A 22510-nucleotide genomic window follows, 5' to 3' on the forward strand; every position below is an offset into this window, starting at 1 on the left:
GGGTATGAATTGTACCAATAAAATAGTCAAACTACTCCAATATTTGTTTATTTTCCAATAATTGCATTTTTAATTCGTTGTAAGCAATATCCTGCACGGCTTTTTGTCCGTCAATGGCCATTACCGCGGCAATGGCGGCGGACTGGCCCAAGACCATAAATACGGGTTCCATACGTATAGAACCGAATGCCACATGAGTGGCACTGAGACAAACCGGCACCAACAGGTTTTTTGCCTCGCCTTTTTTGGGGACGATGGACCTATAGCTGATCGGATAGGGGCCCGCCACACTGCTCTGCACATTGCCTTCGTTCTGGACAAACCCGTTGGCGTCCACATAGCGTTGCATATGGTGGGAATCCATGCCATAAGCAGCCAAACCTATGGGATCCTCCACAACCTCCAATTTCTCACAATGATGCTGGGTCATCACCAAATCACTTACCATCCTCCTGGCCTCCCGGATATACAACTGATCCGGCCAGCCGTCTTCCCTGTCAAACTCATCCTTACAGGTTCCCCAACGGGACACCTCCTCCCTGACTTTTTCCGGAATTCGGGGATGGTGGGCCAAGGTCCACATCAAGCCTTTTTGGTAACTTCTATGGGCATCTGCTATCTTTTCCCGTTCCTCGTAACCGGCTTCGGGGTAATCGTAATTCTGACCTATGAAATCCGTGGAAAAACCATACTTATTGTTCGTATCTGTCTTGCGGTTGGGCATGGCGGAATTGGCCCAGGGAATAAATCCCCCGCCGTAGGTATACATGGTCTCCAACTCTTCTGCCGCTTCGAAATTTCTGAGCAACAACTCATAATGAAGCGTGTCATAATCATCGGGTTTTTCAAAAGGTATGCGGTTGTCAGGATGGTCCGTCAAGCACATCCTGTAACAATAGGCCTGAATTTTATCATCCCCTCTGCCTTCTATCCCCGGCCCCCCTTCTTCGATATAGGGCAGCAGTCCACTGGCAGGATCACCCGGCACTACATAGGGATCCACGCCATCCACAAACTCATGATTTCTTGCGTTTCTGGCAATATTTCCCCGCAGGGACACATTGTACCTATGGGCCTGCACACCGTTAAGGGTTTCACCATATTGCGCGTTGGACTCCCGCCCCAGTGTATAGCTCACCCCGGCAGTGGCCATCAGGTCTCCCTCATAGGTAGCGTCCATGAAAACTTTACCTGTGTAGGCTGTCCCGCTTTCCATGATGATGCGCTGTATTTCCCCGCTTTCCTTTTCCACGCCTTGGGTTCTGTCCAGTCTTTCCCCGTATCTCACGGTAATGTTGCTTTCTTCATTGATCATCTCCTGATAGATTTTCAATGCAGCGGAGGGCTCAAAAGTCCATCTGGATTTCTCCCCTTCCTCGGTTCTTGAATAGGCGACCCCTTTGTAATCCTCTTTCTTCTCCCAGTTCCAGTTTTCAGGCTTTTCGTAATGGTCATACACACGTTCGTAGAATTCCCTTGAAATGCCTCCTATGGCCTGTTTGTTTCCAATATCCGTCTGCCCCAAGCCTCCTGTTGTCAGGCCGCCCAATCTGGAGCTGGGCTCTATGAGCAGCACCTGCTTGCCCATCCGGGCGCCTTGAATGGCCGCAGCGACTCCTGCGGAAGTTCCTCCATAAATCACCAGATCATAGGATTGGGCCGAAGCGGAAAAAGATCCATTCAGGCCAAGGCAATAAACAAGGGCAACACTTACATATGACCTAAAAACCTTTTTAAAGTAATTTTCCATGACTTCCCATTATATACCACCTTTGTTTTCCAAAAGGGGGTCGTTTTGCAGGATGGTTTGAATCTGATCCACGGGTACCTCTTGCACCATCACACCTTGATCGATTGCCAAAGAGGCTGCCACCGCCGCAGACTGCGCCAACACCATAAATACAGGTTCCATACGGATAGAACCAAAGGCAATATGCGAGGAAGACAGGGAAACCGGCACCAGTAGATTGGTGCATTCCTCCCTTTTGGGAGTGATGGACCTATACGCTATGGGATAGGGGTCAAAGCCATGCACTTGGATATCCCCTTCGTTTTTCACATTGCCGTCCACTACTATCCGCTGGATATGATGGGAATCCATTCCATAGGCAGCCAGGCCAATTTCATCATGCACCATTTCATCCCCCACGCAATTGTGCTGGGTCATTACATATTCGCCGATCAGCCTTCTTCCTTCTCTTACATACAGTTGATGGGGGAAGTTGTCGTTGTCGGTGAATTCATCCTTGCAATAGCCCAGGGCAAGCATCTGCTCCCGGAGCGCTTTGGGCACCCTTTTATCGTGCCCCAGAAAATAAAGCAATCCTTTGGTATAATCCTCGTGGGCTTTCCATATTCGGGCCCTGGTTTCATAATCGGCTTCGGGATATTCATGGTTCATGCCTATCATGTCCGTGGAGAACCCGCCTTTGTTGTTCACATCAATGATCCCATCGGGCATGGTCCAGCGGATCAAAAGGTAATCATTGATATCAGTGCTTTCCTGTACCTCAATCAGACGAAGGAGCAATTCATAATTTTCGGGATCATAATTCTCAGGTTTTGTAATCGGGGCCTGGTTTTCCTTGTCACTTGCCAGGCAAACCCTAAAGTTATACGCCTGAATCTTGTCATCTCCACTCCCATTGGGTGCCAACTCCCCGTCACTTATTCCCCAAAGCAATCCCGACTCAGGATTCCCCTTTTCCACATAGGGATCCACACCATCGGGAAACTGATGCCGGTTTACCGGAGGGCGGCTGAAATAATTGACCTTAATGCTATCTATATCGTCAGGAAGCTCCTCGGGATAAAGCTGCACGCCGTTCAGGGATTCCCCATAGGTATCCGCAGACTCCCTTCCTACATGGAAGGACACCCCGGCATGTGGAAAGAGGTCGCCTTCGTAGGTACAGTCCAAAAACACCTTGGCTTTTACGGAAAGTGTTTTCACGGATTGGTTGAAGCTATCCTCCAGCTTAATGGCCTCCAGGGTTTTTTCACTTTTTTCGGCTCCTACGATTCTTTTTTGGAAAAGAATGTCCAAATCGGCTTCATCCACATATTCCTGCAAGGCTTTGCTGGCTACAGAAGGAGCAAACCTCCATTCCTCCTCTTTTCCATAATACCTGCCCACGGTACGATAGAAGTCCAGTGCCAAACCGGAAACCGCTTCTTTGTTTCCAAAATCTGTCCATCCCAGTCCACCCGTGGTCATGCCCCCCAGGTACTTACCCGGTTCAATGAGCAGCACTGATTTGCCCATTTTCTTTGCACTGTAAGCCGCCATCACGCCTGCTGCAGTGCCACCATACACACATATATCCACCTCCAGGTGATGATCCTGCCCCCCGTCAGGAGAGCAGGACATCCACTGAATGATCAGGGCGAAAATGAATAATCGCTTCATTTAAACTGCCCTTAATATCCGGGATTTTGTGTGAGTGCTGTATTGGTCTCCAGCTCAATCCTGGGTATAGGCCAAAGGTAGTCCCTATTGGGGTTAAAGGCCCTGTTCTCCACCACCACCATCTCACTGGCATTGTCTATGTGATCATAGGACGGGGTGCCAATGGGATCGATAATGGGCGGTTCGGAAAGCCATCCTCCGGCGCCATAGCGGTTTACCCTGCCCCTTACCGGACCGGGCATCACCTCTTCGGCGATTCTCCATCTGCGAATATCAAAATACCTGAATCCTTCCATGCCTAATTCATGTCTTCGCTCTTTCCTGATGATGTTTCTCATTTCTTCCTGGGTCTTTCCCATTTCTATGACAGGCATTTGAACGGATTCGCGGCCACGGACGGCGTTGATCGCATCATAAACGCTTTCATCGATTTGATTGAGTTCGATTTTGGCTTCGGCATAGTTCAGCAGGACCTCTCCCAACCTCATAATGGTCAGGTTCTGCTCAGATGCCCCTACATCCGTGGGGTAATCGGTGTCATCTACATGCTTCCTATACAGGTATCCGGTAAAAGACGCAAAAGCATGGGCAGCTTCTATGTTTTCGACACGAACCGGCGGATCCTGGCTGAAATCCCAGGTCATGGTACTGTCCCTATGGGTTTCGAATATCCAGTTGACCAACCTGGAACCGGGAACAACCAGCGTATAGCCGAGGCGGGGATCCCGGTTTTCAAAGGGACTTTGTGGGTTAAATAACGGCGATTGGTCAATAGGCAGCCCGTCGATGCAATCATAAGTGTCCACCATATCCTGGGGTGGCTTTTTGTTGGAGTGACCAAGAGCCAGCCTTGACCAAAAGTTCCGTGGCAAGTTATGGGTTTGGACCCCTCTCAGGTATTGGATTCTCAAAATGACCTCTGGAGAGTTATCTCCGTCAAAAGTAAACATGGACATGTAATCAGCGTCAATTTGGTAATCCCCGCTGTCCATCAGCTGTTTGGCAGCGTTGGCAGCTACCTCCCATCTTTCATTCCAGAGGGCCACCCTTGACTTCAGCGCCAGGACGGCACCCTTGGAGATCCTGTCCTTGGAAGAAGGGCTGCTGGGAATATGGTTCTCGATGGCATCCAGTTCCGAAATGATATAGTCCACTACTTCCGACTTCGGCGTTCTTGGAGTTTGGGATTCACCCAGGGTCAGCGTAGAGGTAACCAGGGGAATATCACCATACAATTCCGTCAAATAGGAATAAAAATACGCCCTCAAAAACCTGGCTTCTCCCACCAATCTATTGAATTTGGCCGGATCCATTTCGTCTAACAGGTGAGCGCCGTTGGACGTGATAAAATTCACCCTGTTGATGGCCCTGTAAAAGTGGGACCAGAAGGAATTTGTATAACCATTGTCCGCATTTTGCTCTCCTCTTCCCAACGCCTGCAAAGCGCTGCCGTTTCTATCCCATCCATCATCAGAAGCAAAATCAAAGGAAAGGATCCATGAAATACCCTCGGGATGAAACCACAACCTGTTGTATACACCACTAACGGCCATTTCCAGCTCCGTCTCATTCGCAAAGAATGTTTCACTGGAAGGAGAGTCCAACGGAAACCGCTCCAAATAATCCTCGCAGGAAAACGTGGCCACGAGAACAGGTAAAACCAATATATATTTTATCAATCTTTTCATTGTGCTCAGTGTTTAGAAGTTAACATTCAAACCCATGGTATAAGTAGCCATTTGGGGATACCACCCTCCGTCACTTACCGGAGCTTCGGGGTCATAACCTTCATAGAAATTGGTAACAGTGAAGAAATTCCTTGCGCTTATAAAAACCCTCAGTTTTTGAATTTTAACCTGTTCTAATAGCGGTCTGGGAAGGGAATATCCCAACTGTATGTTCTGCCCCCTGAGGTAGGCTGCGTTTCGCATCCAAAAACTGGATGTTTGCTCATTGTTCGTCTGATTCCAGGCTAACCGTGGAAATGAAGCGTTGGGGTTGTCCGGGGTCCAGCGGTCTTTGTGCTGCTCATGCACGGTACCGCCCAGAAAAAAGGGCATGATGCCCTGGCCGAACATATAGCCATCCGCTTTGCCTACACCTTGAAGAAAAACAGAAAAATCCCAACCTTTGTAATCCAGATTGACCCTCGCGCCAAAAGTATGTCTTGGGATAGGGCTTCCTATTACCGCCATGTCCTGGTCATTGATCATACCGTCCCCATTCAAATCCCTGTACTTGATGTCCCCGGGAGCCACATTGCCAAATTGTGTGGCGTGGTTATCCACCTCTTCCTGGGATTGGAAAAGCCCTTCCGCAACATAGCCAAAGAAGGAACCGATTGGATATCCTTCCCGGTTGACTTGTCTTCCGGTTTGCTGAATTCCTCTCATGTCCAGTACTTCATTCCTGACATCGGAATAATTTACCATCACGCTATAATTCAAGTCACCGATTTTGTTCCGGTAATTGACCATGAGTTCAACGCCCTCATTCTTTACCGATCCCGCATTTTGGAAAGGTGCACTCAACCCAAGGGTCAGGGGTATATTCAGCGCCAACAAGATGTCCCGGGTCGTCCTGTTATAGTAATCGACGGAAACATCCAGCTTACCGAACAGGTTGAATTCCAATCCGATATCGGTGGTTTCGGAAGACTCCCACTGGATCAGGTTGTTGGCCATGGCATTCAAAGCGGCCCCTGGCGCATTGGCATTGTTAAACACGTAGTCCTGGCCGCTTCCGCCTATGGCCATAAAAGCTGCGAAAGGATAAAGGCCTATATTTTGGTTCCCCAACTGCCCCCAGGAAGCCCGTAACTTCAACTGGTCCAGAAAATGGGAGGTACCGGCCATAAAGGGCTCCTCGGAAATCCTCCACCCCGCAGAAAACGAAGGAAAAACCCCATGTCTGTTGCCCTCCGCAAAACGGGACGAACCATCTCTCCTTACGTTAGCTTCAAAAAGGTACCTTTCTTTGAAATTATAGGTGGCCCTTCCAAAAAATGACCGCAACGCCCAGTGGGTTGCCGCGCCGCCGGTTTGCTCATTGGCCCGGTTCCCCGCATTGATCTGCTGGTACTGGGGCAGGGGAAATACCTCGCGATAAGCCGATATCCAATTGTCTGTCTGGTCTTCCTGCTGAAAACCCGCGGTAATGCCCAAGTGGTGATCCTGGCCAAGGTTTTTGTCTACGGTAACTATTGCTCTCACATTGTTATACCATTGCCGGGTAAATCGTTCCGTAAGGGAGTTCCTCTGCGGCACAAAATGCGTAGGCGTTTCGCCATCCCTCGCGTAGGTTTGGGTGATATTCATAAACCTTTTTACATGGGGGTTCCAGAACTTGGGCGCATACATGACTTCCGCGGACAGCCAGTCGGTAAATTTGTAATTCAACCTCCAGTTCAAGATGGCATCGAGGCTTTCTGTGGTTTCCAGTCCTCCGTCTTTGGCCCTCGCGAGCGGATGATCTCCATTCCATCCTTCTCCATAGCGGCCATTGGAGAGTACACCCACTTCGTTGGCAGGTATCCTTCGCATCCAGTGAAAGACATATCCGGTACCGTTAGCCGGTTGGTTTTCAAGGGTTCTTCTTAGAAAGATATCCGTGGAAAAAGTCAACCTGTCGGTCACATCGACATCGGAATTCATCCGGATATTGAACCGGTTGAAATCTGTATTGGGAATGATACCATCCTGGTTCAAATAGTTGATGGATCCAAAAAGCCTGGCCCTTTGGCTGCCTGCATTTACGCTGATATTGTGGCTTTGCATAAATGCCGAATTGCTCATGGTCAGTTTTTGCCAATCCGTATCCGGATACCGGTCGGAGGGCATATTGGCCCGGTACTCCTGGAGAAACTGATCGGAGTATTGGGGATCGTTTCCAATGTTAGTGAATGCCTCGTTGGTCATCTCCATGTGGTCCAATGCCCCTACAATATTGGGCAGCCGGGTCGGCGTCTGAAAACCTGCATACATATTATAATTGACCCTGACTCCCTCTACCCCTCGCTTGGTGGTGACCAAAACCACTCCATTGGCAGCACGTGCTCCATAAATGGAAGCGGAAGCGGCATCCTTCAAAATGGAAATGCTTTCAATCTCGTTGGGATCAACATTATTCAGGTTTGTTTCAACACCATCCACCATAATAAGGGGGCCTTGACCGGTAGTTCCAATTGTACCAATTCCCCTGATTCTGATATCGCCTCCATCCCTGCCGGGCTGGCCTGACCGCTGCGTAATGGTTACCCCGGGGGCAATCCCCTGCAAAGCCATAGAGGTTTGCCCCACGGGCTGGTTGACGATTTCTTCAGAATTGACCATGCTAACCGCTCCCGTCAGGTTGACTTTTTTCTGCGTACCATAGCCGACCACGACTATTTCATCCAATGAAGAAAGGTCCTCTCCCAAAACCACGTCCACCACAGTTTGGTCTCCTACTACCACTCTTTGCGACTCATACCCAATAAATGAAAACACCAAAACACCCCCCTCCGGGACTTCTATGTTATAGTTGCCATCGATATCCGTGGCGGTACCGATGTTGGTTCCCTCCACCAGCACCGTGGCGCCGGGAATCCCTTCTCCGTTTTCATCGGTAACCCGACCGGTGATTTCCCTCTGGTCGATCTCTATTTCAATTTTGGCATCTTTTTTTGACTCCATCTCGCCGACAAAGATGGAGTTGTCCACCTGCTTAAACTTCAGTTGAGCCGCTTTTCCAATGGCCACGAGTATGTCGCTCACTGATTGTCTTTTGTTTTTTAAGTTAAGGGTGGGTTTACCGTCAAGGATGTCCTCAGGGTAGACAAACCTATAATCTGTTCTTGCCTCCAGGTTTTTGAAGATTTCCTGAAGCTGCCACTCACTTTTGTGCAGCCGGAGATAGGTCTGGTCTATCGGCTTAATTTGGGCACTGATGTCATGGGCCATCAGCGTTGTCAAAAACAAACACTGCAGGATAAGCCCATACAATAGATTTTTAGATACCATTTTTATTAGGTACAGTATTTTTCTTTTCATAATTTTAGAAGATTTTAAAGGTTACACTTTAAGATTGACAGGGTAAATGATTTCATTTGGCGATGGAGACTTTACCCTGTTTTGGTTTTACGTCATAGGCGATTGATTTTTGATGTATACATTTTTTCCTTTAATGTTGAAGTCAAAGCCTGTGGAAAAGCTGAGACCGGTGAGTATGTCTTTTAGATTCTTGTTCTCAAAGGTTCCGATCACCCTCCTGTTTGTGTCCACTTCCTCGGCGATGTGCATTTCCACGCTATACCAGGCGGCCAGGTCATCAAGGATCAAACCCAGTGGTTTCCGGTTAAACATCAGCCGGCCTTCTTTCCAGGAGGTAATCCTCTCCCTGTTAAAATGCTGGACAGAGAAATCCATATCCTCCTGGTCAGGTGTCCAAAGCGCCATCTGACCAGGCAGCAGCTCAACGTTTTTATCCGTAGCGCCTACCCTCACCTTTCCCTGAGTCAAGGCTATCCTGTATTGATGATCCCTCGCAAATACATTGAATGCCGTGCCTAAAGCAGTAGTGGTCAAGCCATCGGTTTGAACCCTGAACGGCTTTAAAGAATCCGGTGCTATATCAAAAAAAGCCTCTCCTTTGAGCTGTATCAGCCTTTCCTCTTTTCCATAAACACTGGTAAAACTGATCTCCGACATCGCATTGACAATGATTTTGGTTTTATCAGGCATGGTCAAGGTAAGCTTTTCCCCGGGACCGGTCACCCTGGTGGTGGTGCGGACCGGAAATTCAGCTTGAGCCATCAGACTATCCGCACGGTAATTCACCCCTTCAATCAGAAAATAGACAGAAAAAACAATTAAAGAAATGCTGGCTGCCATACGCAGCCCCTGGATGGCCAATTGCTGCCATTTGACATCATTTCTTTTTCCAGGTTTAAGTACTTTTTTATGGATGGAATCAAGGAGTTCCCGGTAGTCTGTATCGTCCTTAACCTGAGGATCAGGTTCTTCCCAATACTGTTGCATCAACATATCCAATCGAAACCTGGCGCCAGGTCTGCGAAGCCATCGCAACACCTCCTGTTCTTCCTTCGGCGAACAGGTTCCGTTTAAAAATCTAATGAGTTTCTTATCTTCCAATACTTTTCCCTTTGAGGTATAAAACATGAGGACATGGAAATACTTAAAGGATGATGAAAAAAATGAAAAAAACTTTTCACAAAATACCATAACTATTTAATAGTCAAATAGTTACATAAATAAAAAAATTACAATACTTTGCTTCAGTTTATTCCTAAAGGAAAATTGGTCTGTATTTTTGAGATGTCCTGAATTGGTAGGCGGGGGAAAACTTTACAGCGACCAATTATAGTATACAAAGCCTAGTGCTACCTTGTCATATTGAATCGGGCGATAAGAAGAGGCTCCACGGGAACCCGAACTCCCGGTAAGTGCCATAGGAACAGCCGATCTGATAACCGTAGGTTTCAACCTACGGATCTTAAAGGCATACCCTTCTCTCTGAGTCCCATAGGGACGGCCGATCTTGAACCAAACGTATATCGGCCGTCCCTACGGGACTTTTATCTCCTTTGGGGTCTTCGAATCCATGGGTTAAAACCCATGGTTAATAGGTCGGCCGCTCCTACGGAGCTCTGGGAATCCGAAGGAAAAACCATTTAGCAAAAAATCAAAACGGCCAATTCGAATCAAATAAAATGTAGTTCTTCCAATTAAGGTTGTCTGTATACCCAAAATAAGATATTTTGTGAGGATATTTCAGGTGGATGCTAACAATAACCCAAAACGCAAGATGAAAAGCATTTTCTTTTTTATAATCGGAATCCTGGGAATAATGGGACACAGCTACTCCCAATCTCCTTTAACTTCCACTATCGATCCGGGTAAATATGACGGCACCTGGTGGAACAGGGCCCCGGTGCGCCTGGTCCAGACCAACCTCCGGGAGATCGACGCGGACATGGATACAGATGCTTATGTACAGTCCATGGTGGACGCATCCGCCTCTGTGGTACTTTTAAATGTGGGGGGAATCGTCGCCAACTACCCGACGGAACTTCCCTTTCAATACCGCAACACCTTTATGGAAGGGGATCTTGTCGGTGAGCTGGTAGAAAAACTTCATGCCCAAGGCATTAAGGTGATAGGCAGGTTTGATTTCAGCAAAATCAATGAATCTCTGGCAGCCCAAAAACCCGGATGGCTCTATGTCGGCACCGCCGGCAATACAGTGAACTTTAATGGACAGGTCCATACCTGTGTCAACGGAGGCTACCAGCAGGATTACAGCCTGGAGATCCTGACGGAAGCGATCACCCGTTATCCGCTGGATGGCATTTTCTTCAATATGATCGGGTATCAGACCCGGGACTACGGAGGAGAGGAACATGGAATCTGTCAGTGTGACAATTGCAAAAGGAGGTTCAAAGAAATAACCGGCGAGGAACTCCCCCGGTCCGCAAACCCCGGTGACCCCTTGCACCAGGAGTACAATGCCTTCAAAAAAGAAACCTCGGAAGCGCTTTTCACGAAAATCAGCCACCATATCAGAAACCTGGACCCCGGTTTAATGATCAAAACCTATACGGATGTGGGAGTGGATATGATATCCCATGAATCGGGCTCTTCCTTATCTTCTGCCTACGAGTGGAACTACCATGCTACTGATAATGTGAAACGGGTTTTGGGTTCCTACAATAACCGGTCCCCCATGAACCTGCTGATCTATTTTCAGGCCATCGGATTCCGGCATGTGGGTACCTCTCCCCATCTCGCCAAGGTCTGGATGCTGGAAAACATGCTCCATGGAGCGCCCCTGGGCTTTGTGGTCATCGGGACTTTGGTAAATTACGAGGACCGGATTTTTATTCCTACCCTGAATGAACTTTACGGCTTTCACCGGGAAAATGAAAATCTTTTTACTAACCTGCAGCCCGTCAACAAGGTAGCCCTTGTTCGCGGTGCCGGGGATGAATACAGGGGAATCATCAAGTTGCTTACCGAAGAACATATCATGTATGATATCATTGAACCCGCCGTCATTGGCAACGACAGGATGCCGAGAGAACTGGATGATTATGAGGTTGTGATTCTGGCAGATGTAAGAAATATGGATGACGAACTTATCGCCTATATTGACAATTATGTGGAACGAGGAGGAAAAATATTGGCTACCGGATTCACTTCTACCCAGGATGGATTCGGGACTCCCCTAGACCGTATAAGGCTTCAGTCTCTGGGGGTCAAGCCTGCCTATGAAGTTTTTCCACAAACAAAATCAACCTATCTCAGAGTGACTGCCGACGACAAATCCTTTTTGGGCGAAGAGGAATTCAAGGATTTTTCCATCATGATGATGTATTCGGATTTCCTAAAATGTGAAACCGCTGAAAACGGAAGGGGGTTTATGCGGTTAATACCTGAAACCATGTTTGGCCCCCCTGAAAAATCCTACTTCACAGAAGCAGAGGTAACAGCTACCCATGGTCTCTTCAGCCAGGTCTCCGGACAGGGGAAGACCGCTTTTATTCCGTGGAAAATCGGTTCACAATATTATTTTAAAGGAAACTACAGCCACAAAGCTTTATTTGTGAACACCCTTCAAAACCTGCTGGAGTTAGAAAAAACCTTGCAGACAGATGCTTCTCCGATGATAGAAATGACCCATTTGGCCAACAGAAACGGTGCTTTTGAGTGGATAGGCATGATCAACCATTCCGGTCAAATAGGCGCCACGTTGGGCGGACCTGTCCCTATTTATAACACCCATATACGTTTCAAGCCACAAAAATCCGTGAAGGAGATCAGGTTACTGCGCTCAGGCAAAAGCATCGATTTCAAACAAGTGGACGGATGGGTCGAATGCCGGGTTCCCGAACTGAATGATTTTGAAATGGTCCTGTGTCTCTACTAAGGTGTGACGTCACGGGTTGATCCAGATGGAGAAGCCGGTCGTTATTTGGTGTGGATCAAAAAAGGGGCTACAATCAGACCTGCATGCTGTCATAAAAAAAGGGAGGTAACTGAAGTCACCTCCTCTTATTGTTTTTCGGTTACAGCCTGTATCCGGCCCTATAGGGCCTGTGAAGGTGTTTTTCGGCCCCCTTGTCATTCACAAAGTTTTCCTTGGAAGGATCCCATTTTAATGGCCTGCCAAGTTCGTACGCAATGTTGCCTAAGGTACAGGTAACACAGGTGCTGTGTCCGATCTCGACAGGAGCTATAGGGTCCTTTCGTCTTTGTACCGACTCAATGAAGTCCACGTGATGGGCCCTTCCTCCACCTCCCGCCAGGTTTTTCTCATCTTCCAGGACAGGATACAATGACGGATCAGAGGCATTATAGCTTCCTCTGGAAACCTCTATCCAACCATCCGTGCCAAAAAACTTACACCCCCGTGATTCATTTTCATCATAGGGCTGTTCGGTCACTGTCACCCCATTCGCATACTTGAAGGTGAGGTATTCGGTGTCTTGATAGCCTGCCGGAATGATTTCCACTGGACCGTTCCTGTCCATGCCTATTGCCCATTGGGCAATGTCAAACATATGAGCTCCCCAGTCGGTGGTAAGCCCTCCACCTGTCTCCTTATACCATCTCCAGGCTCCCCACATCTTTTCGTTTTCCGGTGGATCCAAAGAAATGGGCGGGTTCAGTTCATGGTTGAAAGGGATGTCGGCGTTTAAGGGCCCCAGCCATAAATCCCAGTTCAAATCCGAAGGGATTTCCTCTTTGGGAAGGTCAAATGGTTTTGGGGGACCACCCACACATGCGTACACTTTACTCACCTTACCAATCCTTCCCTTCTGGACCATTTTTACGGCATGCTGAAAGTTCGCATAAGAGCGTTGCATACTTCCGGTTGCCAGCACAATGTTGTTTTCCCTTACCGCCCTGATCAATTCCTGCCCTTCTTTGATCGTAAAAGTCAAAGGTTTCTCCAAGTAGATATCCTTGTTGGCCCTGCAGGAGTCTATGGCCATAAGGGCGTGCCAATGATCCGGGGAAGCAATGACGACGGCATCGATGTCATTCCGCGCCAGAAGGTCATGATAATTTTCATACACGTCCACTTTGACTTTTTTCCCTTCCTTGGCATAGTGGTCCAAAGCCTTGTTCTTAAAACGCTCCCTCTTGACCCCATACACGTCACAACCTGCCACAATTTCAACTCCCGGAAGTGTTATAAAACTGTTCATCAAGCCATTGTTTTGCCTCCCCAAACCAATAAAACCCAATCTAAGGGTTTCCAATGGCGGAGATACGGAACTGTCTGCCGCATAACTCAGGGAAGGCAACACGCTTACCCCTGCAGCACCCAATAATCCGGTTCCCATAAATTTTCTGCGGGACAACTGGGCTTTTTTGTTTTTATCCATAATGATTATTTGGTTTATTATTCATTGAGCTTTCCAAAATACATGGTATTTATCGGAAATCCATCTATATACCGGTTTTAGCATGCCCCTTAAATACGATAAACATGTTTTCCGGGCTATTTTTTTAAGGTATTTTCATTTTTATTTCAAAACTATCCGTTATAGCTGTAAACAGGTCCCTCCGTTTTTGAAAACGCTATCAGGCTTTCCCCCGCACGGGGTTTCAAGTGAACGGAACATTTATTCATCATTTGATGTGGGTTTATAAGCTATCTCTGTCAAAAGAAAACCGATTTTTACCCTGCTTCTGAAGCCATCCAAGGTCAACCGACCCGTTAATTAACATAATTTTACTGAATTTGAAATCAGAGATGGCTGTTTCTGTCAAAAAAATTATATAAAAGGAAACCATGCAATGTTTTCATTCCTGCCGGGGTCTTATCAAAATTTCATTAACTGTTTCTACGCGTTCTAAAGCACTTAAAGTAAGTTTCCTCATTTCACACAGATCCTAATCGTTTGGCTTTTCTACTGAATAAGAAGGCTGTTCATTAAGTGAAAACCGCTGGCTCATCTAAGCATTATGTTTTAAATACTGGCTTATTGGACATCCATTTAAATAAAATACAAAAATTATATTTCAAAACACTATTTTATATAAGTAAAAAATAATTAAAAAAAACATCATGTATTTATTTATTATTGTAATAAAATTTCCTTTAATTTGGATAAATGAATAATCATTTGGAAACGTGGATATCTGAAAAACCCCGCAACAATTGCCGTACATAGAAAATATGGATTAAACGGTGAACAGATTATCTCCGGAAGCCGTTTTAAAGGTATAATGTGGGGTAATTCAGTTGATTCAGAATTACATTAAAGTTGGGTAGAGATGAATATTAATTTGCTGATCATATTGGTTTTAGGAGTTGGAGCTGGATTGGTGTATATTTATAGGGCGCTGAAAAAAGCAGAGGATGATCCTGAGACATTTGACCATTATAAGGAAGATCGCCGGTTTAGAAAGCCTGAGGGTTGGAAGAAGGGTGAATGGCCGGAGGATCTAAAAAAAAAAACCACAGGACTGAAAAGCAAAGACCGTTTTGGCAGAGTTGAGTCCGGGTCATTGTACTGAGGGAGTTTAAAAAGCTTCCCCAATAAAAAAATAAATTCCCGTCCCCTCTTGGGTAAAAGCCAGGTCCAATCTGGTGTAAATGTCTTTTTTAGGAAACAGCAGGAACCTCAATCCTCCGCCTGCAGACCAGACAAATTTGTTGAGTGAAAATCCTTTGAGATCCGGAAAAACCTGTCCGGTTCCTGCAAATATTGCTCCTCCTATCCGGTCCGTAAACCCCAGTTGAAAGGGTAAAAACCGGATTTCCGCCTGCGCCGATAATTGGTTTTTGTCCCGGTATCTGCCTGTATAGTAGCCCCGCATCAGGCTTTCTCCTCCCATAAGAGACAATTGATTAAAAGGTACCTGGCCCCTGTTAAAATGTCCCAAAATCTGCGCTGCAAAAACAGTATTGTTTCCTAGAGGCGTAAAGATCCTGCTGTCGGTAATCACCGAAGTAAAGTGATAATTGCTTTGCCAAAAAGGGTTGTACCTGAAAACCGCCAGCTCCGAAAACAAGCCCTTTCTCACATTTAAAACATTATGCCGGTTATCATACACGAGGCCCAATCCAAAACCCAGATTGGTTGATCCCTCATATCCCAATGGCAACTCTATGGGCTGGTTTTCCCGGGAAGGCACAAATGACACCTGGCTTAATCGCTGCAAGTCCATTTCCAGGCCAAAAAAGAGGTTATTTTTGATTTGTCGCAGCACCCGCTCCTTGATCCAAAACTGATTGGCATCCACTCTTGCTATATATTCCTGAGGAGTGTCTTTCCCAATGCCATGATACAATAAGGGAAAACTTTGAATCCGGAGCCTTCCAAGGAAAAACCATTCATTGCCGGGAGAGTAGGCTGCATGGTCAAACCACAGACCATATTGGTTTTCAAGCGTAAAAAAGGTAAAGCCGTTTATTTCGCTCAACCTGTTGGTCGTGTCCCTTTCTGCATAATAAACATATAATGTACTAAAACCGATCTCCCAACTTGTCTCCGGCGCATAGGCTAATGTGGGGTACATCAAAAACTGGGGTCTTGAAATATCACTCGTATCATTCAGTATGCCGCTGATGTATCTTTTGACAAAACCCTGTGCTCTTACCTCGTGCACAAGTGAACAGCATAAAAACATACCTACCAAAAACAGACCATAAACTTTACCCTTCATAAAAATCAGATCATTTTCGTAAAATTAGTATCAAAGCGGTGAAAAATAAGTAGGGAAAACCGCTTATTTTTCCTTCAGCAATGTTCCCAATTTTCGATCCAATTCTTTATGCCGGGGTAAATCTATCAAAAACACAACTTCCAGCACTTCCTTCAGCTGTGCTACGCTGCTTAAAAATTTCTTATCCGACGTGCCGTCCAGGTGATAGGTGGACAATCTGTTATTGAACAAAGAATACCTCCCCCAGGAAGTACACCTTGCAACCATTAAGTCTCTGGTAAATATGGATTTTTCATGAGTACATAAATACCAGCTTACTACATCATAGTCGGGCAACAATTGCTCTTCCAAGGTGAACCGGTACATCAACCTCCACTTTTGTTTGATGAGTATTTCCAGATAATAAAAATCTCCTTCCAAGGTGACACGATAAGATTCATGAGAAGTTTTCTGAATCCCTATATAATTCAGTTCAAGCGGTGCGGTGAGGGAAATTCCCCCAAAACCGACATCCGCAATATACCGTTTCCCGGCTGCTTCGACCAACAACAACATATGGTCTCTCGGCTTCACCTCGTCCTCGCCGACTTCCCAGAACACCCTGGCAGATAATCCTCTTGCCTCAAAACCCAGCGATTTCAGTACATTACCAAACATCAGGTTATGCTCAAAACAGTATCCCCCTCTCCCTTCCTTGACAAATTTAAGCCATAAGGCTTTTCCTTCCAACGACACCGGCAGCCCCAAAAGCGGGCTCAGATTTTCGAAAGGAATGGCTTGGGGGTGCAGCGCATGCAATAACTTCAGACATTTTAAAGTCACCCCGGGCTTATCCACAAAGCCGATTTTTTCAAAATAGGCGGTGAGTATTTGGGGATCGAAATCTCCTTGAAACAAATGAAGTAAAGGCTTTTTTATAGGAATGGAAGGCTTCATGTTTTCTGCGCAATGAACAATACATTTAGGTCTTGACTTTCAATATATTCTAAATTGTTTATTTTTGTGTCAAAACAGCAAGTAAGATGAAGAAATTTTTGATTTTTAGCAGCATCCTATTGATTCCCTTGATTTCATCAGCACAGCAAGCCTATCTGGGAGTTCAGAACAGTAACAGAAAAGGAATGATCAACGCCCGGATGAATCCTGCCGAGATCAACAATTTGACCAAACGGATAGAGGTCAATTTCTTTTCTGTCAATGCAAGCCTCAGCAACGATGTCTTTTCCTTTCAGGATTTTACCTCCGGGGAGGATTTTTTTGAAACCGCCTTTGAAAGGGTCGACCAACCGGTGAATCTCCGAAGTGAGATGAACATAATGGGGCCCTCATTCGGTATGAAACTGGACGAATGGTCCATCGGACTCACCTCACAAGCTTTTGTAAAAGCAGATGTGGTCAACCTTAACCCGGTTCTGGGAGATGCCATCGCCAATGACGGGTTCAGTCAAATTTATAATGAAGTCCGGCTGGATATTCCTTATAACCAAAGGGTCAATACTTTCAGTTGGGCAGAAATAGGATTGATGGCCGGAAGGAATATATGGGAAACAGCGGCACATTCCCTGTCAGCAGGTGCCACCTTAAAATTGCTGTTTCCAGGCTCTTACATGAACCTTGGCCTTTCGGATACCCGGGCCACGCTGATACAGGATATGACGGAAATCAGTCTTACCGATGCATCGGGAGAGCTTAACCTGACCTATGAAAACAATATATTGGATGATGATTTCACTTTTAACTTCAGCCGTTTCCATATGGCAGGTCCCCGGGGCGTTGGCCTGGATTTGGGATTGAATTACCAGTTCAGAAACGGATCGGAAAACGTTTTGAACACCGGCCTTGCCCTTAGAAACATTGGGGGCATGGGATTGGGATCCGGTCAGCTCAACCATACTTATGTTATGAATATCCCAGAGGGGGAACGATTCCGGGTTGATATGCTGGAAGGTAACCTGGAAGAAATCGAACAGCAGCTATTGGAAAGCGGATATTTTACCCTGAGGCGCCAAACTAGTGGTGGAAGAATTACCCATCCGTTGAGTTTATCGGCCTATGCGGAATGGAATGTGGCCCGGCAATTCCAGGTATCGGTTTACGGACAAAAACGGCTAGGCGATGAAAACGCCAACGACCGCCTGACCGCACCTGATTTGCTGGTGATTACCCCCCGGCTGATTGTTGGCAAGCTGGAAATTTATTCCCCATGGATACAGCATCAGATAGCAGGATTTAACGGAGGTCTTGGGGTTCAATTTGGTGGTTTTTTTGTTGGCAGCCAATCACTGGTTACCGGTCTGGCAGCGGATACCAAGCAAGTGGATTTTCACATGGGACTTAGCTGGGGATTCTAAGTAGATATCTATTTCCCGATAAATGCTGGAGAATTCCGTTTAAGTAATTGGAAGTCAACAAACAATACCTAATTTAGACCTTTTGAAACCAATCCTGTATCCATGAAACTGTTTCTGACCATTTCCCTTTTGAGCGGTCTCATTATCACCGCCAGCGGACAGCAAAGCAACCCCAATTATGATGAGGCATTAGCCAGAAAATTGGGAGCTGATGATTACGGTATGAAAAGCTATGTCCTTGTCATTCTGAAAACCGGAAGCAACGACACCAAGGATCAGGAGCTTATCAGCAATAGTTTCAGGGGTCATATGAACAACATCAACGGGCTTGTCAAAGAAGAGAAATTGATTGTGGCCGGTCCTCTGGGCAAAAATGAGCAGACTTACAGGGGTATTTTCATACTGAATGTGGCAAGTCTGGATGAGGCGAGGGAACTGCTGCAAACTGACCCGGCTATCCAAAACAATCTCCTGCAAGCGGATGTGTACGAATGGTATGGGTCAGCGGCACTGCCGGCTTATCTCGAAACCTCCGATAAAATCTGGAAAACCCAACCATGAAAAACTCCCTGCTTTTCTTCGTATACATGCTTACGCTGAAAGTCGCTGCACAAAATACTGAGCAAGAACTCATTCAGCACATTCATCTTTTGGAACAGCAAGAAATAAATGCCATTTTGGAAAAGGATATCAAAACACTGGAGGAAATATGGGATCCGGAATTCACGGTCAATAACCCCTACAATATGATCGTTCCGGATAGGCAGGCGGTCATAGACAGGATAAAGGACGGTGTGATCAATTATTCCGTGTTTACCAGAGATGCCGAAAAAACCCTGGTCTATGATAACATGGTCATCACCATGGGCGAAGAAGAAATAGTCCCTAATTCTGATAATCCAGCCATCAACAGAAGCATGAAAAGACGGTATACCAATATTTGGCAAAATAAAAACGGACGGTGGGTCATTGTCGCCAGACATGCCAACCAAATATGCAGCGAATAACAAAAAAGACCGTTCCCTTTTTCCCACCTCTAAACTTCTTTTTACCTGCGAAAATGCAGGTTATTCCTTGTTCAACATCATATTAAAGCTGCGTGAAGCGGAATAATTTTGAGTGTGAATAAAACCTGGGGACACTGTCCTATTCCCAGGGTACCGTTAAAACCACACTCAAAATGAAAAAGGTTTATTTATATCTCCTGCTCTGTTTGCTTGTCAGCCCCATGGCCTATGCCCAGTTTCAGCTCGACGGGCAATTGATACAGCGTGGAGAGTTCAGAAACGGCTTTGGCCGTCTCATCCATGAAGACCAAAGCCCTGCGGCCTTTGTGGGGCAAAGGGCGAGAATTCAAGCCAATTACCAATATGAGTCCATACAGTTTTATATGAGTGTGCAGGATATCCGTATCTGGGGGGACACACCGCAGCTTAAAATAACTGACAACAACCTCTCTGTACACGAAGCCTGGGCCTCTATACAGTTAAATCCGGATTGGGCATTAAAGCTGGGAAGACAAGAGCTCAATTATGACAATTTCAGGTTTTTAGGAAACCTGGATTGGGCCTTACAGGGCAGGGCACATGATTTTGCATTGGTCAAATACGAAAAAAACAACTTTAAATTACACTTTGGCGCCGGCTTTAACCAAACCGGCCAAGCGCTCTCTGGCCATCTCTACCTGTAGCCCAATCAATACAAAACGGCCCAAATGCTGCATCTGGAAGATCAGTTAGGAGACCTGCAATATTCCTTTTTATTCTGGAACGATGGAAGGCAGTTTGCCCAATATGATGAAAACGGCACCTTGACAGCCTCCGGCGTTCGTTACCGGCAGACGCTGGGGCTTCCCACCCTTAAGTACCCAATCGGAAACAACACCCTGTTGAGCGGATTTTATTACCATCAATTGGGCAAGGACCCCCAAGGAAGAAAGGTAAATGCCTATGATGTCAATATCCAAGCTACCCATACTTTATTCTCAGAAAGTGCCAGTGGCAAGAAACTCCGGGTAGCGGGAGGTTTGGAGCTTCTAAGTGGTACCGCTGACCCCACTGGAAATCAAAACCGTTCCTTTTCTCCGATGTACGGTACCAATCATCTATACAACGGATACATGGACCTGTTTTTTGTGGGCGGCTCCCACGAAAACAATGTGGGTTTAAAGGATTTTTACTTTAAATCCAGGTACGATTTCAATCCCAGATTATTTGTCCAAGCGGATGCCCATCTGTTTTACAGCCACGCGGATGTGATCTATGCCCATGAAACCTTGAGTAAAAGGCTCGGACAGGAATTCGATGTTTCTTTTGGTTACCTGATCGGCAATGCGGTTTCCCTTCAAGGAGGTTACAGCCACTTTTTTTATACCGATTCCTTTCAGCAAATCCAAAACAACGGCGCCCTGAAAACCACCCAAAACTGGTCTTATCTGATGTTGATCGTAAGGCCGAACATGAAAAACAAGTTCATTGGAATCTTATTTTAACCAATCTCCTTTTATTACTTTATTATCTCGTCCACGCGGATGATCTGGAACGTCATATGGGCCTGGCTGCTTTCGTACAATATTCCCAAATGGTCCTCATCAATCATCGTGAGACAGGAATACCCCCACCCTCTTTTTTGATCCAACAAAACCTGATGGGCTTCCGGCCAAGATTGGCCATCATCTAAACTGGCTTTAATCGTAATATTGTATCTCCCGTCTGTGGCAGCTGGATTGGAAAAAAACAGAACTGGATCATCGGTGTGCGGGTTGGAAATAATACTGGCCATACATACCGGCTCTATCAATGCTGCTCTGTTTGTGGGATGTTCCTCCCAGGTCTTACCCATATCTTTCGTCACCATCACTGCCCTCGCTCCTCCCCTGTCGTCCCGCATGTTGAGCAGAAGACTGCCATCCTGCAACTCCACCACCTGCGCTTCGGTGGTTTTGGATCTTGCACCTGTTCCCACCTCCCAGGTTTCTCCCCGGTCTTTACTATAAATGACCGTACTGTGCGGGATATTTTCCTTATCTTTAAATTGTGCCGCGAATACCAAAGTACCGTCCCTCATGGTGATCCCTCTTCCGGGGCCATTGAAAAACAAGCGCCATGAGGGGTCCTTCATCTGACCGGTGACGTTAATAGGATCCGACCAGGTCACGCCATCATCCTCCGATTTTACCAACATCAACTGCCCTGTTTCCTCCGGGCTCATTCCCTCCCCAGAACTGTTCCAGGCCATGGTCCCTGGTTTTCCATGCAGCCAAAGTGCGGCAACCCATATGGTTCCCGTCTCTTCGTCCACAAGGATAGCAGGATCTCCGATCCCGTTCTGGTTTTCCGGTAAGCCTCCCCATTCCCCCATGTCCATGATCATTTTCATAGGTTCCCAACTTTCCCCTCCATCCGTACTCCTGCTCAGTCCCACATCAATATCTCCCTGTAGGTCGGAAGAATCATCCCTTCTCACATCGTAGACTGCCAAGAGGGTGCCGTTATTGCTTGTAACCAAACCCGGTATGCGAAAGGAATGTACGCCATCGTCCCCGTGGTGTCTCAGCGCTTTGGCCAGACGATAAGACTGCTGGTACTCCTGGCCGGAGGGACGGAATTTTCCGCTGGACATTTCCACATACACCACTTCAAAAGATACTTTTTCTGTCAAACTGGCCGTTTCCTTTACCATCAACCCTATTTCAAATAAATGGGCACCCGATTCAAGCTGCCGGTCCAAAGCAACCGTCCAAAATACCTCTCCCTGCCGGGTTTCACCCAGACCTTTCTTTTCTTTCCCATCTTGGGACAAAAGCGCCACCGTGATACCCTCTATCGCATCACCCTCAGCCTTGATCCGGATTTCTTTCAGCTCATCTCCTGACTCCAGGTCCATTCTGATGTGGCCAATAGGACTCTCCCTTCCCTGAATTAAGGGCACAACCACCTGCTCAAATTGGATACTTTCTTTCTCAGGCCAAGTGCGCTTTTCACCGCAGGCAAGGAACATCAAACTTCCAATGACGACCAAAAGACTTTTTATCAAACGATACTTCATATGTGTATTTTCCATTTGTTTCA

At 46.5% G+C, this 22510-nt stretch carries 16 protein-coding genes; 7 read left to right on the forward strand and 9 right to left on the reverse strand.

Going from position 1 to position 22510, the window contains the following annotated elements:
• Positions 1-31: 31 nt before the first annotated feature.
• From ACFPFU_RS03770 to ACFPFU_RS03790, 5 genes are all read right to left on the reverse strand, one after another.
• Complete coding sequence (locus tag ACFPFU_RS03770) at positions 32-1750, reverse strand: FAD-dependent oxidoreductase (protein WP_377061663.1); 1719 nt, start codon at positions 1748-1750, stop codon at positions 32-34.
• 9 nt (positions 1751-1759) lie between these two features.
• Positions 1760-3409 (reverse strand): FAD-dependent oxidoreductase, encoded by a 1650-nt coding sequence (locus ACFPFU_RS03775; RefSeq protein WP_377061665.1) that lies wholly within the window; start codon positions 3407-3409, stop codon positions 1760-1762.
• Between the two features lie 11 nt (positions 3410-3420).
• The gene (locus ACFPFU_RS03780; RefSeq protein ID WP_377061667.1) at positions 3421-5097 is read right to left on the reverse strand and encodes a RagB/SusD family nutrient uptake outer membrane protein; all 1677 of its coding nucleotides are present in this window, start codon (positions 5095-5097) and stop codon (positions 3421-3423) included.
• Between the two features lie 12 nt (positions 5098-5109).
• Complete coding sequence (locus tag ACFPFU_RS03785) at positions 5110-8439, reverse strand: SusC/RagA family TonB-linked outer membrane protein (RefSeq protein ID WP_377061669.1); 3330 nt, start codon at positions 8437-8439, stop codon at positions 5110-5112.
• An 87-nt stretch (positions 8440-8526) separates the two neighbouring features.
• Entirely contained in the window at positions 8527-9567 is a 1041-nt protein-coding gene (locus ACFPFU_RS03790; RefSeq protein ID WP_377061671.1) for a FecR family protein, read from the reverse strand.
• A gap of 646 nt (positions 9568-10213) precedes the next feature.
• On the opposite strand from ACFPFU_RS03790, the gene ACFPFU_RS03795 reads away from it, so the two are divergent.
• On the forward strand, positions 10214-12334 hold the full coding sequence (locus ACFPFU_RS03795; RefSeq protein WP_377061673.1) for a hypothetical protein: 2121 nt from the start codon (positions 10214-10216) through the stop codon (positions 12332-12334).
• 139 nt (positions 12335-12473) lie between these two features.
• On the opposite strand, the gene ACFPFU_RS03800 is transcribed toward ACFPFU_RS03795, so the two are convergent.
• Positions 12474-13799, reverse strand: coding sequence for a Gfo/Idh/MocA family protein (locus ACFPFU_RS03800; protein ID WP_377061675.1), 1326 nt, complete (start codon positions 13797-13799; stop codon positions 12474-12476).
• An 895-nt stretch (positions 13800-14694) separates the two neighbouring features.
• Between ACFPFU_RS03800 and ACFPFU_RS03805 the strand changes: the two genes are divergently transcribed.
• Entirely contained in the window at positions 14695-14937 is a 243-nt protein-coding gene (locus tag ACFPFU_RS03805) for a hypothetical protein (protein ID WP_377061677.1), read from the forward strand.
• Between the two features lie 6 nt (positions 14938-14943).
• Here the strand turns inward: ACFPFU_RS03805 and ACFPFU_RS03810 are convergent, their stop codons facing one another.
• On the reverse strand, positions 14944-16089 hold the full coding sequence (locus tag ACFPFU_RS03810) for a BamA/TamA family outer membrane protein (RefSeq protein WP_377061679.1): 1146 nt from the start codon (positions 16087-16089) through the stop codon (positions 14944-14946).
• 63 nt (positions 16090-16152) lie between these two features.
• Positions 16153-17025 (reverse strand): arylamine N-acetyltransferase family protein, encoded by an 873-nt coding sequence (locus tag ACFPFU_RS03815; protein ID WP_377061681.1) that lies wholly within the window; start codon positions 17023-17025, stop codon positions 16153-16155.
• Positions 17026-17111: 86 nt separating this feature from the next.
• On the opposite strand from ACFPFU_RS03815, the gene ACFPFU_RS03820 reads away from it, so the two are divergent.
• From ACFPFU_RS03820 to ACFPFU_RS03840, 5 genes are all read left to right on the forward strand, one after another.
• The gene (locus ACFPFU_RS03820) at positions 17112-18440 is read left to right on the forward strand and encodes a DUF5723 family protein (protein WP_377061683.1); all 1329 of its coding nucleotides are present in this window, start codon (positions 17112-17114) and stop codon (positions 18438-18440) included.
• Positions 18441-18542: 102 nt separating this feature from the next.
• Positions 18543-19001 (forward strand): YciI family protein, encoded by a 459-nt coding sequence (locus ACFPFU_RS03825; protein WP_377061685.1) that lies wholly within the window; start codon positions 18543-18545, stop codon positions 18999-19001.
• Positions 18998-19447, forward strand: coding sequence for a nuclear transport factor 2 family protein (locus tag ACFPFU_RS03830; RefSeq protein ID WP_377061687.1), 450 nt, complete (start codon positions 18998-19000; stop codon positions 19445-19447). The genes ACFPFU_RS03825 and ACFPFU_RS03830 overlap by 4 nt, the downstream gene beginning before the upstream one ends.
• A 173-nt stretch (positions 19448-19620) precedes the next feature.
• The gene (locus ACFPFU_RS03835; RefSeq protein ID WP_377061689.1) at positions 19621-20130 is read left to right on the forward strand and encodes an alginate export family protein; all 510 of its coding nucleotides are present in this window, start codon (positions 19621-19623) and stop codon (positions 20128-20130) included.
• A 24-nt stretch (positions 20131-20154) separates the two neighbouring features.
• A complete protein-coding gene (locus tag ACFPFU_RS03840; protein WP_377061691.1) occupies positions 20155-20931 on the forward strand; it encodes a hypothetical protein in 777 nt (258 codons plus the stop codon).
• Positions 20932-20945: 14 nt separating this feature from the next.
• On the opposite strand, the gene ACFPFU_RS03845 is transcribed toward ACFPFU_RS03840, so the two are convergent.
• Entirely contained in the window at positions 20946-22487 is a 1542-nt protein-coding gene (locus tag ACFPFU_RS03845; RefSeq protein ID WP_377061693.1) for a sialidase family protein, read from the reverse strand.
• Positions 22488-22510 lie beyond the last annotated feature (23 nt).

The sequence above is a fragment of the Negadavirga shengliensis genome (assembly GCF_042652345.1).
Taxonomy (GTDB): domain Bacteria; phylum Bacteroidota; class Bacteroidia; order Cytophagales; family Cyclobacteriaceae; genus Negadavirga; species Negadavirga shengliensis.

What these genes read in the sequence shown, in the direction of transcription:
- ACFPFU_RS03780 (WP_377061667.1), bottom strand. Translation starts at nt 5,097, where the DNA reads ATGAAAAGATTGATAAAATATATATTGGTTTTACCTGTTCTCGTGGCC.
- ACFPFU_RS03790 (WP_377061671.1), bottom strand. Translation starts at nt 9,567, where the DNA reads ATGTTTTATACCTCAAAGGGAAAAGTATTGGAAGATAAGAAACTCATT.
- ACFPFU_RS03845 (WP_377061693.1), bottom strand. Translation starts at nt 22,487, where the DNA reads ATGAAGTATCGTTTGATAAAAAGTCTTTTGGTCGTCATTGGAAGTTTG.
- ACFPFU_RS03810 (WP_377061679.1), bottom strand. Translation starts at nt 16,089, where the DNA reads ATGAAGGGTAAAGTTTATGGTCTGTTTTTGGTAGGTATGTTTTTATGC.
- ACFPFU_RS03805 (WP_377061677.1), top strand. Translation starts at nt 14,695, where the DNA reads ATGAATATTAATTTGCTGATCATATTGGTTTTAGGAGTTGGAGCTGGA.
- ACFPFU_RS03775 (WP_377061665.1), bottom strand. Translation starts at nt 3,409, where the DNA reads ATGAAGCGATTATTCATTTTCGCCCTGATCATTCAGTGGATGTCCTGC.
- ACFPFU_RS03770 (WP_377061663.1), bottom strand. Translation starts at nt 1,750, where the DNA reads ATGGAAAATTACTTTAAAAAGGTTTTTAGGTCATATGTAAGTGTTGCC.
- ACFPFU_RS03835 (WP_377061689.1), top strand. Translation starts at nt 19,621, where the DNA reads ATGAAAAAGGTTTATTTATATCTCCTGCTCTGTTTGCTTGTCAGCCCC.
- ACFPFU_RS03785 (WP_377061669.1), bottom strand. Translation starts at nt 8,439, where the DNA reads ATGAAAAGAAAAATACTGTACCTAATAAAAATGGTATCTAAAAATCTA.
- ACFPFU_RS03800 (WP_377061675.1), bottom strand. Translation starts at nt 13,799, where the DNA reads ATGGATAAAAACAAAAAAGCCCAGTTGTCCCGCAGAAAATTTATGGGA.
- ACFPFU_RS03820 (WP_377061683.1), top strand. Translation starts at nt 17,112, where the DNA reads ATGAAGAAATTTTTGATTTTTAGCAGCATCCTATTGATTCCCTTGATT.
- ACFPFU_RS03830 (WP_377061687.1), top strand. Translation starts at nt 18,998, where the DNA reads ATGAAAAACTCCCTGCTTTTCTTCGTATACATGCTTACGCTGAAAGTC.
- ACFPFU_RS03840 (WP_377061691.1), top strand. Translation starts at nt 20,155, where the DNA reads ATGCTGCATCTGGAAGATCAGTTAGGAGACCTGCAATATTCCTTTTTA.
- ACFPFU_RS03825 (WP_377061685.1), top strand. Translation starts at nt 18,543, where the DNA reads ATGAAACTGTTTCTGACCATTTCCCTTTTGAGCGGTCTCATTATCACC.
- ACFPFU_RS03795 (WP_377061673.1), top strand. Translation starts at nt 10,214, where the DNA reads ATGAAAAGCATTTTCTTTTTTATAATCGGAATCCTGGGAATAATGGGA.
- ACFPFU_RS03815 (WP_377061681.1), bottom strand. Translation starts at nt 17,025, where the DNA reads ATGAAGCCTTCCATTCCTATAAAAAAGCCTTTACTTCATTTGTTTCAA.